Here is a 13,076-nt window from a genome sequence, read left to right as displayed (position 1 = left end):
ATGTATGATCGGACGATCACGCTTGCGGGAAAAGCGGGCCATGCAATCGCGGCGTCGATCGATGGACCGGAACTGGGCTTTCCGGTGATTTTGGCGCACGGCGGCGGCCAGACCCGCCGGGCGTGGAAGTCGGTGACCCGTCAACTCGCGAGCCACGGTTTTCGGACGATCGCCGTCGATATGCGCGGGCACGGCGAGAGCGCTTGGGCCAGTGATGGGGCTTATGACATTTCCGATTTCGCGGCCGATCTCGTTGAGATCGCTGCGGCGATGCGAAGAAAGCCGGCGATGATCGGCGCATCGCTTGGGGGGCTGGCTGGGATCATTGCGGAGGGAAACCGCGCACCGGGGAGTTTTGGATCGCTTACCTTGGTCGACGTCACGCCGCAGATGGAACCGAGCGGCGTTGCCCGCGTGGTCGGTTTCATGGCGGCCCATGCGCGCGAAGGGTTTGCGTCGGTGGAGGAGGCCGCTGAGGTCATTTCCGACTATCTGCCCCATCGGCCTAGCCGGAAGGCCTCGCCTGGGCTCGCCCACTATCTGCGCCGCAAGGACGATGGGCGCTTCTATTGGCATTGGGACCCGACCTTCATCGAAGGAGTTACGCGGCAAGGCGGTGTCTCAAGCGACAATGGCCGCAGCGAACTGAGCGCCGCCGCTGCCAGTTTAGCCTTGCCTGTGCATCTGATCCGCGGTGGGTCGAGCGACCTAGTTTCGCTGGAAGCCGTCAAGCATTTCCGAAGATTGGTCCCGCATATGGCATATAGCGACATCGCGAATGCGACCCATATGGTGGTGGGCGACGAGAATGACGCGTTTGGCAAGTCAATTGTGGAGTTTTTGCTCAGCACCCATGAAATGGAGATGAAGTCATGAACGCCCCACGGGTCGCCCCTGGGCTTGAGGAACTGGGGGAGCTGCTGTTGCTTGCGCCTTTCCACCGCTGGCTCGGGCTCAGGATCGCCGAGGTCGGCACCGACGAGTTGGTGATCTCAATGCCCTGGCGAGACGAAATAATCTCAAATCCGACGGTCGGCGCAGCGCATGGTGGCATTTTATCGGCGCTGATCGATCTTACCGGCCTTTACACGGTCATTGCCATGGGAGGGTCTGCGCGGGCTACGGCAAACTTGCACGTCGATTTTCACCGACCGGCCTTGCCAGGGCTGATGCGGGCGATCGGCAGGCCGGTCAAACTGGGTCGGCAGATAAGCATAGCCGGGACGCGGATTGTGTCTGCAGACGGAACCTTGATAGCGAGTGGTAGAGGTGCTTACGTCGCCTGACCATCGCGCAAGAGTCGTGGCACTTCTCGCAGCCATCGTGCTGGTGCGGTCCTGCCTCGGCGACCTTTTGATCATCGCTGATCGGCTGCGGCGAGTTATCGAGCGGAACTAAGTCTTAGGGCATAGTTGCGGCACCGCGTTTGGCGCTGTCATGCGTCGCGCCGAACGCTCGAGCAAGATGCGCAGGGCGAGATGGTCCGCCTTCGGTTCTACTTGCTCTACTCGCGTTCGTATTGAACCGCTCCATGATCGAGAAAGCGGTCCTTCATGCCCTTCGAAAGCCGGCTGTCAGCACAACCACGCGGTGTCCAGCCCCCTCCGTTGAGCCAGACCGCTACCTCACGGCGCGGCCTGGCCCAGGCACCATAGGCGAAGTTTTGCCGATCAGGTCAGGGCGCCGGAGTGCGGTTCGCAATCGCATCCTCGATCAGATCCTGCATGACCTGCTCGAGCTCGACGCCCTTGCGGTCGCCTCCGCTCGATATTTCGGTCGCGATCAGGGCATAATAGCCGGTCTCGCGATCGATCCAGCCGGTCCAGCCATAGGCGCCGGGCGAAGAGTTGATCTTCGACGTCGCGCACGCCGAGGGCGTGTCGCATTCGACGAAGGAGCCGAGCGCATATTCCCAGTTCACTGTGCTCGCCGGAACGAAAACACGCGGCAGTCCGATCGTGCGCGGCTGCGTGAAGGCCGTCATGTTGGTGATGAAGCTGCCGCCGAGGAACGCGCGCAGCAGTTTCGCATAGTCGCGCGGCGTGGAGAAGGCGCCGCCGGCCACCCACGGATTGGTTGGGACGGTCGCGGGGGGGTGGGGATCGTACCACGTGGTGCTTGACATCCCGAGCGGGATGGTGACGTGCTGCGCAAACAGTTCGTGGAAGTTCCGCTCGCGTGCTGGCGACGTTCCTGGTTCTATGCTTGTATCCTTGGCCTCCAAATACGCCCCTGCGACCTGAATGCCGTGAGGACCGTAGCTATATTGAGCACCAGGCGCATTGCCCGGGCGCAGGATGTCGTAGCGCAGGTCGTGGATGCTCTTGGCGCAGTTATAGAGACCAAAAGTCGGGAGAAGCTGGCAGCCGCCGACGAGCGGGCTCGCATTAAAGCCCGATGTCATCGACAGCGTATGCTTGAGTTTGACATCCTTCTTCGTTCCGCTCGTCGTCCAGAAGGCGAGTGGTGGCCGCATCGGATCGTCGAGCGTGGCAATGCCCGCCTGCACCATGCGCATGCCGAGCGCGCCAGCAAACCATTTGGAAGCCGAGGCGAGCGGTGTCACCCGGTCGATGCCAAAACTGCCCTTGTCGAATTCGAAAAGATAAGTGGGATCGGACGCGTTCCCGACAATGAAATAGCCACTAGCGACTTCGGTGTCAGCGACGATCGCGGCCTTCAGCGCTGTCCAGTCATAGGTGTAACCGCCGACGGTCGTTGTGAGGCTTGCGGTCGCGAGCGCCGACGCAGCGGATGCCGTCGCCTTGGCGGCGGACGGCGCGGGTGGCAGTTGGACCATCGGACGCGTTTCGCCGCCGTCGCTGCTCCCGAAGCCACTTTGCGCCGCAAAAACCGCTACGCCGACCAATGCGGCGCCGGCGGCAAGCCATATCGATTTCCGTCGTCCAGACATTTTATCTCTCCCAGCTTCGTTGCACGTTTCGAAACGGTGGGCCTGTTTGGCCAAGCGGGCTAAGGCCTGGGTTGGCCTGCCGCGAAATGGATTTTCAGCAGGTGGTCGAGTTGCGCCTTGCGAAAACCGGCGACGACGGCTGACCGGGGCGCGAGATGTGCGAGACGGTCGTCAGTCGGCTGGTACCGGGGCCAGTCAGGCACCAGCGCGCAGTCGGGTACGCCATTCTTCGCGAAAGCGACCCAGCAGGCGGACACGCCTTCGCCGAAGCGGCGATCCTCGTCGTCGACGGGGCCGGCGAGCGAAGCGAAATAGCCCAGCGTCCCGAAAATATAGGGAATTTCGGAGCCATGCCCGGCGCCCTTCGCCCGATCGCGGCGCGCTGCTGCAACATAGTCGAAATGATAGAGGTAGGACGGCGCGCCGGCGGACGTCCGCGCCGCGAGCCATCGCGACGGTGCGACGAACCAGGCGTCGCCCAGTATTTGGCGGGCCAGTTCGTCATCGGCGAGCCCGGTGCCATAGGCGGCGCGGCCCGCCGCCTGGTCGGGCCCGAGATAGGTGAGCGCGGCCGCCGGCGGCACGCCCATGGCGAGGATTACGCTGGCTTCGTTGCTGTTAGCGCCGACGAGGAGCGGCACGTCGATCGGCTCACTGCGCGCAAAAACGCGCCATGGCGCTTCGCGCACCAGCTCGCCGTCGAGAATGGGGCCGACCATCGCGCCCGGCGTCCGGACATCGCCGGCCGCGACGAGCGCGTCGGCCGAAAGCGCCCGGAGCGCGTCGATCGTCGCCGAAGGCGGCGCGCCGGCGCGAGCCGCCAATGCCGTGCCTAGCGCTTCCTGCTCGATAAGCGGGCGCGGGTCGAGTAGGCCGACGCCCGACTGTACGATGGCGCGCGCGAACAGGCCCTTGGCTTCGGAGTGGGCGAGGATCGTCGTCACGCCGATTGCCCCCGCGGACTCGCCGAACAAAGTGACCTTCCCCGGATCGCCACCAAAGGCTGCGATATTTTTCTGGACCCAGCGAAGGGCGGCCATCTGGTCCATGAGGCCATAATTGGCGAGCGCCTCGCGACGCGGCTTGGCTGCGCTCAGAGCCGGGTGGGCAAAATAGCCGAGTGCGCCGAGCCGGTAGTTGATCGTGACAAGAATGACCCCTTGCCTTGCGAAGGCTGTACCGTCGAAAGCCGGGAACGTACCCGACCCGATGACATGCGCACCGCCATGGATCCAGACCATGACGGGAAGTTTCCGCGCGCCGGCCGGGCGCCAGATATTGAGCTGTAGGCAGTCTTCGGATTGATCATCCGCTACTCCACCGGCGACGAGCGCAGGCCGCACCATCTGCGGGCAAGCGGGTCCGAACTTCGCGGCATTGCGAATACCCGCCCAGCGCGGCGGAGCCTGCGGCGCGCGCCAGCGGAGCGCGCCTACGGGAGGCGCAGCGAAGGGAATATCGAAAAAACGCTCGACTCCTGCCTCTGCAGCGCCCGTTAGTCGCCCCTGCGCCAGCGTCGCTTGCGGAGGGGCAACCGCCGCCGCGGCGGATGCTGAAGCGAGCAGCGTCGCGGCTCCAGCACATGCTGCCATGACCCATTGCCGCATTTCGCCGTCCCTTTCGTCTCGGCTGGCGGCCGCAGGCCGCGGGCAAGCATATCCCCTAGAAAGAAATGCGGCCCTCGACGCCTAGCACCCGGGGTTGGCTGTAACGGTTGATCGTCGGCGCCTGGGCAACATAGTAGAGCTTGTCGAAGAGGTTGTTCGCGAAGGCGCTCACATTGACCTTTCCGAAGTCGACGCCGATGCGAAGATTGACGAGGACATAATTGTCGAGGTCGACCGACGTTGCGGTCAGCTCCTGCTTGCCACCCCATTGTCCGCTGACAAGCACATTGCTCGTCAAGGCAACGTCGCCGGTGACCGGATAGCGAAGATTGAGGTTCGCCGAGGCGAGCCAGTCGGGAACCTGCGCGAGATCGAGACCGTCGTATCGGCCCGTCTTGACCTTGCCGCCCTGCCGCGAGCCGCTGAGCGCGAGGCGGCCGTCGCCTTCTCCAAGGTCGAATCCGTGGCTATATTCTGCCTCGATACCCCAGCTCTTCGCATTACCGGCATTAGTGAGATAGGCGACCGCGGCGACCGGGCAGGCCGCGTTTGTCAGCGCGCATCCATCGTCGACCTGCGCGATCAGATCCTTGAGCTCGGTATAATATCCCGCGATTGCGAAATAGCCGCGCCGCACCGGGCTGCCCTTGATGCCGACCTCATAGGAGGTGCTGCTTTCGTTGCCGAACAGTACCTGTACCGGGCTCGGAGCGCGGGGATCGGACAGGCGCGTGTTGAAACCGCCGGCGCGGTAGCTGCTGCCGACCTTGCCATAGGCGAGAATATTTGGAGTAAGTTTGTACGAAAGCGTCGCATTGTAGGAGAGATTGTCGGCGCTGATGTTGTCGTCGATAATCCGCGATGACCCGCCTGTTGGCAGGCCTGTCGCGAGATCATAGAGCCGCGCGCTGATGCTCCGGCTGTCGCGTGTATAGCGGAGCTCGCCGGTCAAGTTGAGGCTGTCGGTGATATCGAAACCGAGCGAACCATAAGCCGCATAGCTTTCGAAATGGAGCCGGGCGGGGGCGATGTTGCCCGGAGAAGGATTGGCAAGCGTCGGCGTGCGCGTCGTCGTCACGGAGAAATCGCTGTCGAGCAGCAGCATCTCGGCGCCCACGAGCCAGGTCAGACGGTCGCTCGCGCCCGTCACATGGATGTCCTGCGAGAAATTGTCGGTGGTGTCGACGACATAGGAGGCGCCGCTCGGGTCGAGCGGGGTTAGCGCCCCGATCTGACCTGCAGCGCGCGCGCGCGCAAGTTCGGCCGGGCTCACCGCGTCATTGTCAAGGTCATATTCCGAGTGGCGCGTGCGAAAGGATGTTGTCGAGGTGAGGTCGGCGCCGCCCAAGTCCACGCGGATAATCGCCTGCAGTCCATCGACATCCTGGCTGGCACGGGGCGCCGTGTTCCAGGGATAGCGGAAGCGATCCTGGGTATATCCCCCCGGGAAGCCTGGCGTGCCGGCGGGGATGGAAATCTGATAATGAACCGCCGGGGTCATCAGCCGCTGGGTCTCGGCCATGATGATCGCGTCGACGGGTCCGCGTTTGAGACGGATCTGGCCGCGCAGACCATGACCCTTCTGTTGGTCGAAATAGACGTCGTTGTCCGGATTGTAGAAGAAGCCCTTGTCCTGCTCGACGAGATCGCCGCTGAGACGGATCGCAAGACCTTCGGCAAGCGGAACATTGATCGCGCCTTGCGTCTGGAAGCTGTTATTCTCGAAGCCGTAGCGCGCACTCGCCCAGCCTGAGAGATCGAATTCGGGCTCGGCCGAAATGATATTGATCGCGCCGCCGACCGCGTTGCGGCCATAGAGTGCGCCCTGTGTCCCCCGCAGCACCTCGACCCGGCCGATATCGAGGAGATCGAGGCGGGTGAAGTTTCGCCCGCCCACGGGACCACCGGCGATATAGGCACCGTTGCGATACAGGCCGACGCTGGGATCGCCATTGGTCGCGCGCGCGGTCGACGAGGCGCGGATCGAAATCTCGGAAGTGATCGATGAGCTGAGATTGTTGAACCTGACGCTCGGCTGGTCTGCTAGCAATTCGCCGCTGCCGCTTGCGCCGCCGCGATCGGTGAGTGAGGTGATATCGATGACAGAAGCGGCTGTAGGAACGTCGGCGAGCCGCTCCTCGCGGCGCCGCGCCGTCACGACGATCGCGCCGTCATCGTTCGCTTCCGCCGCGTCCGGAAGAGCTTCGGGCGGTCTGTCTTGCGCGAAAGCAGGCGGAGCGACGGCTACCCAAATTGCGGCCGTGCAGAAAAGAAGGTTCGCCCTGCGTCCCATGGTCACTCTCCCCATTTTGTTATCGCAATTATTATCGATAATTTTGTGCAGAAAACGCGAGCGAGTCAAGCCGGAAAGCGCAATGTCATTGCAGGTGGGTCACGGGTTTAGGAGACGACGGCGCTCAGCAGGTCGCGGACGCCCCGCGCCGTAGCGGCAAGCGGGTCAGGTGTGACGGTAGATAAATCGTCGGTCACAGCGTGGTGATGACGGTGTGCGCCAAAGATGCCAGCATGACGTGTGTAGCCGGCCTTTATCACTTCCGAGAGTTCGCCCGCTGTGCCTTCCGCCGAAGGATAGGCCATTTCCAACCCTGGCTGGCCTTTGAATATCTCGCGCGCACGCGCAACGAATTCGGGCGATGTCATGAGAAAACGATAGGGATCGGCACTCGGCAGCGGCAGCAAGCGCCCCGGCATTTCCTGATAGTCACGTGCTGCGGCATTGGCGCCGAGATGCAACCAGAAAGCCGTCTCGCTGGGGGCTGGACCAAACTTGTCGGCGATATGGCTCGCACCGAGATTCTCATATTCATGCCCGCTGTTGCACAGAAAGAGCAGGCTGTGCTGGGGAAACGCTCGGGGCATCCAGTCGGCGAGCGCGAGCCACATCGCGATGCCCGGCCCCCGCTCGCCGGCGCAATCGGTCCAGCCTGAACGCGGCGTCGAGACGACGAGCCAAGGGCGGCCGGAGCGAACGAGTCGCCCGATTATATTCTGAGCTGCCCGAGCCCCACCGCGCCCGCGCAGCGCTAATTTCGCCGCGGCACCGTGGCGCGCGGCTTCAATCACCGGGGCGGCGAGTCGCGGCGCGAGCAAGGCAAGTGGCTTTTCCGATACGGGATGACCGGCCGGGACATTGAGGAGCAAGGCCTCGCCCGTCGGCCCGGTCGTAATGAGAATGACCCCGCTCGCACCGCGCGCAAGCGCATCGGCGAGCGGCTCGCGCGCTGCACGATCTACGAGGCTCGACCAGCGGCGGAAAGGCAGGCGCACTACGGCGATCGCGCCGTCGAGGCGTTCAGGAATTTCTGCGAGGCGCAGCGGCGCAGCGAGTCCAGCCTCGCCGGTTTCGATGGCGAGCGGTTGTGCGACGAGCGGTATCGTGATGTCGCCGAGCCTGAGGTCGCAGCGCGAGGCCTCGAACCAAGGCACGTCAAACGTCTGGCGTTCGACTTCGAATCCGGCACTGGACAGCCGCTTCGCTGTCCAGTCGGCGGTCCAACGATCGCCCTCGCCGCCCGACTGCTTGTTGCCGGCCTCGGTATAGCTTTGGACGTCGGTGAAGAGGCGTTCGGAGCCGAACATGGTCAAATCCCGAGATACAGCGGCAGCGGAGTTAACCTGCAATGCGATCGGCGCCGCGAGGCCCGCCTTAAGCAACGTGCGGCGGTCGGTCGGGAGGCGGCTCATGTCACTTTTGCGCGGCGGCGGCTGGGCTTAGTCTTTGCGTGCCGGGCCTTATATTCCTCGAGTGCGCGCCCGAAACTATTCTGAGTAACGCCGATCAGATCGCGCGCCACCGCATCGGCGGCATCGCCATCGCGCGTGACGATATGGCGGCAAAGCGCGTCGTAGAGGATGGCCGATCGCTTCGCGGCGTCATTGCCATGCGTCTCGATATAGCTGTCGGTATAGACATTGTGCTGCCAGCGCGCGAGCAGCGCGACCCGGTCGAGGAGCTCCAGCGCGAGCGGCGCATTGCTCCGCTTGGCGATGAAGCGGCCGATGCGGTTCGAGACTTTGATATGCTCGAACGTATTTTCGGTGCGCTGGGTGACATCCTTATATTCGACCAGACGGTGCATCAGTTCGCGCCCGTCGCGATCCGTCATCTCGACCGCAGCCAGGCGGCAAACTACACCGAACAGGGATTTCCACAGCTCATAGACCTCGTTCGCGGCATGCTCGTCGATATCGATCACATAGGTTCCGCGCCACGGGACCACCTTCACGAGACCGATCCGCGCAAGATGACGGAATGCTTCGCGCACGGGCGCATGGCTCACCCCGAAGCGCGCGGCGATTTCGCGCTCGCGCAGCCACGATCCCGGCTGGATGCGCCATTCGACGATGTCGTCAGTCAAGAGACGCGCAATGACGCGGTCTTGAGTCGGTGCACTGTCGTCTTCGGTCTTCGTCGCGCCCATTTCTCTCCGTTCGGCTTTCCCTGCTACCGGCACCATCCTAATCGGACAGTGCACGCGAGCAATCGATGATTGCGAATGAAATTATTATCGATAATATCGAGAATGACAAGCACCAGAAAATGGGAGTCGGAACTTGAAGCGCACCATCCTCTTTTTCGCAGCAGCCGTTGCGGCACAGCCGGCCACGGCAGGCGAACCCGCTCCTCTTCCCGGCTGTGCCGCGGCGATCGCCTATTCCGAGGCAAACTCTGGCGTGGCGCTGCTGATCCTTGAGGATGGCGAGGTTCGATGCCGTTCTGCAGATATTGCGACACCGCAGGAACTCTGGTCGGGCACCAAGAGTCTTGTCGGGCTGATGGCGGCGGCGGCCGTACAGGACGGGCTTTTGACGCTCGACGAGCGGGCATCAGAGACGCTCGCTGAGTGGAAGGGCGACGCCGAAAAGGAACAGATCACGCTTCGCCAACTGCTGTCGATGACAGGTGGTCAGGCCTCAACCGTCGGGAGACCCCAAGGGTATTTGGACTCGGTCAAGGCACCGCTCGCGGCGGCACCGGGCGGGAAATTCCAGTATGGCCCTGCTCCGATGCAAGTCGTCGGCGAAATCATGCGCCGAAAGCTCGTCGCCAAAGGCGAGGACGGCAACCCTCGCCATTATATCGAGCGTCGCATTCTAATGCCGCTAGGCGTAACGGTCGGCGATTGGCGCAGCGGCCCCGATGGCGCACCGCTCATGCCGCAGGGCCTAGTGCTGGCCGCATCCGAGTGGGCGAAGATCGGCGAGTTCGTCCGCGGGGGCGGAAAGCTCGAAGGCAGGCCACTTGTCGACGAAGCGACATTCGGCGAGATGTTCCAGGGTAGCCAGGTCAATCCTGCCTACGGTCTCACTTGGTGGCTACCCCGTAGCACGCCGGCTGTCGATATTGTTACTCGGTCCACCGATATCACCAGTCATGCCGCCGAACTACCGGCGGATATGGTCGTCGCCGCCGGCGCGGGCGATCAACGCCTCTATATCATTCCGTCGCTTCGGCTTACGATCGTGAGGCAGGCGAAACTCGACATTGCCGCCTTAGCGGCGGGGAAAAAAGGTGATTGGTCCGATTGGCGGTTCCTGTCGCTGTTGCTGAAACCAGCGAGTGAATAATTTGAAACGCGGCCGAAAACATGTCGGGGCCGATCGAACCTAGGCCGTGCCGCCGCAATATGATCATTGAGAATTGCTGGCCGAATGGAAACGCGGCACGTGGAGTTTGCCGCTGGACCAAAATGATGACGGTCATTGACAGCCCGCGCGGCAATCATACCCGAGGGGCGGAATCTTGCACGCGACGCCGCAGTGGGGCGAAGAAGGATGCAGCATGTTACGGGGATTGATGCAGGACGCGCCGCTGCTGATCAGCGGAATATTGGAATATGCCGCGCGCGCGCACGGCGAGAGGGAGATCGTCTCGAAGGCTGTCGATGAGCCGGTTTGGCGGTATGACTGGCACCGCTGCGACCAGCGTGCGCGTCAGGCTGCGCAGGCTCTTGGTGTCCTCGGGATTGCAACGGGTGACCGCGTCTCGTCGCTCGCCTGGAACACGCACCGCCACCTCGAACTCTTCTATGCGGCGCCGGGCATGGGCGCTGTATTGCACACTGCCAACCCGCGTCTCAGCGACGAGCAAATCGCCTTTACTATCGCTCATGCAGGCAGCCGCATTCTCTTCTTCGAGCCCAATCTAGCCGAGCTCGTCGCACGGCTGCGCCCTCTCCTTCCAGGTATCGAGCGTTATGTCCTTCTCGCGGATCGCGGAGCGACCGCGCCAGATGTTGCTGAAGCGTTGAACTATGAAGCGTTGCTGGCACGCGAGGACGGGGCCCTCACCTGGCCGAGCTTCGATGAAAAGGCAGCCGCATTTCTTTGCTACACTTCGGGGACGACGGGCGACCCCAAGGGCGTCCTATACAGCCACCGATCAATCGTTCTCCACGGGATGGCGGCCGGTCTGAGCAGTGCCTTCGGGTTCAGCGCTTTTGATGTCATCATGCCCTGCTCGTCCATGTATCATGCGACGGCATGGGGACTTCCGTTCACGGCAGCGATTAACGGCTGCAAGCTAGTGCTTCCTTGCGACAGGATGGACGGTGCCAGTCTCGCCGATCTGATCAACGAAGAGGGCGTCACCTTTTCGGGCGGTGTGCCCACGATCTGGACCATGTACCTCGCTCATCTCGACACCACGGGGACGGGGGTCGGCAATCTCAAGCGCCTCGTTATTGGTGGCTCAGCCGTCCCCCGGGCGATGGCCGAGACATTCCGAGCCAAATATGGTGTCACTGTGCTGCAGCTCTGGGGCATGACCGAAACCAATCCGCTCGGCGTGATTTCGACGCCCTCCCCGCTCCTGATGGCCGAAGGCGAGGATTTCGCGAACGACCTCCTGCTGACGAAGCAGGGTCGCATGCAATTTGGCATCGAACTGCGCATTATCGACGGCGATGGCACGCCGCTCCCCTGGGACGGTGAGCAGGCGGGTGCGCTCCAGGTCCGCGGACCGTGGGTCGTCGATCGCTATTTCCCCGATATTGAGGGTGCCGGGAGCGATGGCTGGTTCGACACCGGGGACATCGGTACGATCGATCGCTTCGGCTTTCTCCGGCTGACCGACCGCGCGAAAGATGTGATCAAGTCCGGGGGCGAATGGATCAGCTCGATTGATATCGAGAATGCGGCGGTTGGGTACCCCGGCGTCCGGGTCGCGGCGGTCGTTGGCGTATATCATCCAAAATGGGAAGAGCGCCCCCTTCTCGTGATCGAAACGCATGAAGGTCAAGCCGTCACAGCCGACGCAATTCGCGCGCATCTGGAGACGAAGGTTGTTCGTTGGTGGCTGCCGGACGACATCCTGTTCGCGACAGTACCGCTCACTGCAACGGGAAAGATCGACAAAAAGGCCTTACGCGAAGCGTATCGTAACCAACTCGCCTAGATGAGATCACACTGCGTCCATTCCGTGCGAATGGCAGCGATCCTTTCGGGCGGGATAATTTCAGCGGGCTTCGTGGGTCTTGCATAAGCCCGGGCAATCTCGGGGTCGCGCTGTCCAAGGCAAAGCGCTCTACGCTTGCAGCGCGGTCAAGGTATGGCCAAGATGAGGCATGACGTCGACCCAGAAAACCAAAAAACCAGGCTCCGGACGGACAGGGAGGCCCACTCGACAAGCCTCGCAAGCACTTTCGAGGAAAATTCTCCGTGTCGCCCGCGATGTCTTCTTTGCCGACGGATTCGGTCGTTCAACGGCTGAACGGATTGCTGCAAAAGCAGGCATCTCCAAGCGCACGTTGTACGCCCGTTACGGGAACAAACAGCTGCTTTTCGAAGCGGCAATACTCATGGAAATCGAGGATCGGCTCTCCTTCCTCGAACAGCACGTTCCCGAACATGGCGACGTTCGGCTCGAGCTTGAAGAGCTGTCCGATGAACTGCTGTCCTGGATGCTTACCGACATTCATGTCGCGTTGGAACGCGTTGTAATGGCTGAGGCTGCACGTTTTCCCGCTTTAGCGCGAAACCTTTACGAATTCGGGGTAGGACGCACGACGAGATTGGTGGCAGAGGTCTTGCGCAAAGCCGAGGAGAGGGGAGAAATCAGGGTGTCAGACGCGAATTTTGCTGCGGAGCAGTTTATCTCCAGCGTCATTTTGTCACCTTTTCGTCGGGCCGCTCTTGGAGTGGGAGTGACCAGTCACAATGAAACCTCTTCAGCCCGAATGAGGCAAGCTGCCGATCTATTTGTGTACGGCTGCCGCCCCTCCCTGAAGGGGAGCCACCCATAACATTCCCGCTTCATCTTGGGCTGGGCCGTTGTCCCGACTAAGTTTCCATTGGCTTCACGCTAGTTGATCGCCGCAGCCGTCCAACTCGCGATTTCGTCGGCCATTTCAAGGCTCGCGCGATCAAAGGCTTCGACGATACTCGAAACGCTATTTGCACTTGCTGACCTATCAAGGACGATGCGCGTGACTGCCAGTGGTTCCGATTCTTTGGATCGGCTTAGTTCCACTTGCGCGGCGATGCGAATGATCGGGGCCGCGTCGGGCCCCTGGTCGTAATAGGCTGCAAAAGAA

Annotated in this window: 11 protein-coding genes; 5 read left to right on the top strand and 6 right to left on the bottom strand. The window is 62.2% G+C overall.

Annotated features, from left to right (window positions below; all coding sequences use genetic code 11):
- Positions 1–876, top strand: a complete 876-nt coding sequence (locus VGN62_RS05510) for an alpha/beta fold hydrolase (protein ID WP_037557620.1) — start codon at positions 1–3, stop codon at positions 874–876.
- A complete protein-coding gene (locus VGN62_RS05505) occupies positions 873–1,286 on the top strand; it encodes a hotdog fold thioesterase (protein ID WP_037557619.1) in 414 nt (137 codons plus the stop codon). Before VGN62_RS05510 ends, VGN62_RS05505 begins: the two co-directional genes overlap by 4 nt.
- A gap of 389 nt (positions 1,287–1,675) precedes the next feature.
- Here the strand turns inward: VGN62_RS05505 and VGN62_RS05500 are convergent, their stop codons facing one another.
- The 5 genes from VGN62_RS05500 to VGN62_RS05480 all read right to left on the bottom strand — a co-directional run bounded on the left by VGN62_RS05500 (position 1,676) and on the right by VGN62_RS05480 (position 8,900).
- Complete coding sequence (locus VGN62_RS05500; RefSeq protein WP_058539115.1) at positions 1,676–2,914, bottom strand: serine hydrolase domain-containing protein; 1,239 nt, start codon at positions 2,912–2,914, stop codon at positions 1,676–1,678.
- A 59-nt stretch (positions 2,915–2,973) separates the two neighbouring features.
- Positions 2,974–4,506 (bottom strand): carboxylesterase/lipase family protein, encoded by a 1,533-nt coding sequence (locus VGN62_RS05495; protein ID WP_161786580.1) that lies wholly within the window; start codon positions 4,504–4,506, stop codon positions 2,974–2,976.
- A 70-nt stretch (positions 4,507–4,576) separates the two neighbouring features.
- A complete protein-coding gene (locus VGN62_RS05490; RefSeq protein WP_327451684.1) occupies positions 4,577–6,679 on the bottom strand; it encodes a TonB-dependent receptor in 2,103 nt (700 codons plus the stop codon).
- A gap of 242 nt (positions 6,680–6,921) precedes the next feature.
- Positions 6,922–8,121, bottom strand: a complete 1,200-nt coding sequence (locus tag VGN62_RS05485; protein WP_052182487.1) for a hypothetical protein — start codon at positions 8,119–8,121, stop codon at positions 6,922–6,924.
- Positions 8,122–8,222: 101 nt separating this feature from the next.
- Positions 8,223–8,900, bottom strand: a complete 678-nt coding sequence (locus VGN62_RS05480; RefSeq protein WP_197411506.1) for a GntR family transcriptional regulator — start codon at positions 8,898–8,900, stop codon at positions 8,223–8,225.
- Between the two features lie 196 nt (positions 8,901–9,096).
- On the opposite strand from VGN62_RS05480, the gene VGN62_RS05475 reads away from it, so the two are divergent.
- The 3 genes from VGN62_RS05475 (at position 9,097) to VGN62_RS05465 (ending at position 12,785) form a co-directional block, all read left to right on the top strand.
- Positions 9,097–10,110, top strand: coding sequence for a serine hydrolase domain-containing protein (locus VGN62_RS05475; protein ID WP_037557614.1), 1,014 nt, complete (start codon positions 9,097–9,099; stop codon positions 10,108–10,110).
- 214 nt (positions 10,111–10,324) lie between these two features.
- On the top strand, positions 10,325–11,938 hold the full coding sequence (locus VGN62_RS05470; protein ID WP_293646746.1) for a long-chain fatty acid--CoA ligase: 1,614 nt from the start codon (positions 10,325–10,327) through the stop codon (positions 11,936–11,938).
- Positions 11,939–12,107: 169 nt separating this feature from the next.
- Positions 12,108–12,785, top strand: a complete 678-nt coding sequence (locus tag VGN62_RS05465; protein WP_327451683.1) for a TetR/AcrR family transcriptional regulator — start codon at positions 12,108–12,110, stop codon at positions 12,783–12,785.
- Positions 12,786–12,844: 59 nt separating this feature from the next.
- On the opposite strand, the gene VGN62_RS05460 is transcribed toward VGN62_RS05465, so the two are convergent.
- Positions 12,845–13,076: hypothetical protein (locus tag VGN62_RS05460; protein ID WP_327451682.1), on the bottom strand; the 232-nt coding region annotated here is incomplete at its 5' end.

The sequence above is a fragment of the Sphingopyxis sp. genome (assembly GCF_035998905.1).
Classification (GTDB): Bacteria; Pseudomonadota; Alphaproteobacteria; order Sphingomonadales; family Sphingomonadaceae; genus Sphingopyxis.
This window is presented reverse-complemented; position numbering and strand designations above follow the sequence as displayed.

Excerpts from the sequence above, each read along its gene's own strand:
- VGN62_RS05510 (WP_037557620.1), top strand. The coding sequence starts at position 1 with ATGTATGATCGGACGATCACGCTTGCGGGAAAAGCGGGCCATGCAATC.
- VGN62_RS05505 (WP_037557619.1), top strand. The coding sequence starts at position 873 with ATGAACGCCCCACGGGTCGCCCCTGGGCTTGAGGAACTGGGGGAGCTG.
- VGN62_RS05500 (WP_058539115.1), bottom strand. The coding sequence starts at position 2,914 with ATGTCTGGACGACGGAAATCGATATGGCTTGCCGCCGGCGCCGCATTG.
- VGN62_RS05495 (WP_161786580.1), bottom strand. The coding sequence starts at position 4,506 with ATGGCAGCATGTGCTGGAGCCGCGACGCTGCTCGCTTCAGCATCCGCC.
- VGN62_RS05485 (WP_052182487.1), bottom strand. The coding sequence starts at position 8,121 with ATGTTCGGCTCCGAACGCCTCTTCACCGACGTCCAAAGCTATACCGAG.
- VGN62_RS05470 (WP_293646746.1), top strand. The coding sequence starts at position 10,325 with ATGTTACGGGGATTGATGCAGGACGCGCCGCTGCTGATCAGCGGAATA.
- VGN62_RS05465 (WP_327451683.1), top strand. The coding sequence starts at position 12,108 with ATGACGTCGACCCAGAAAACCAAAAAACCAGGCTCCGGACGGACAGGG.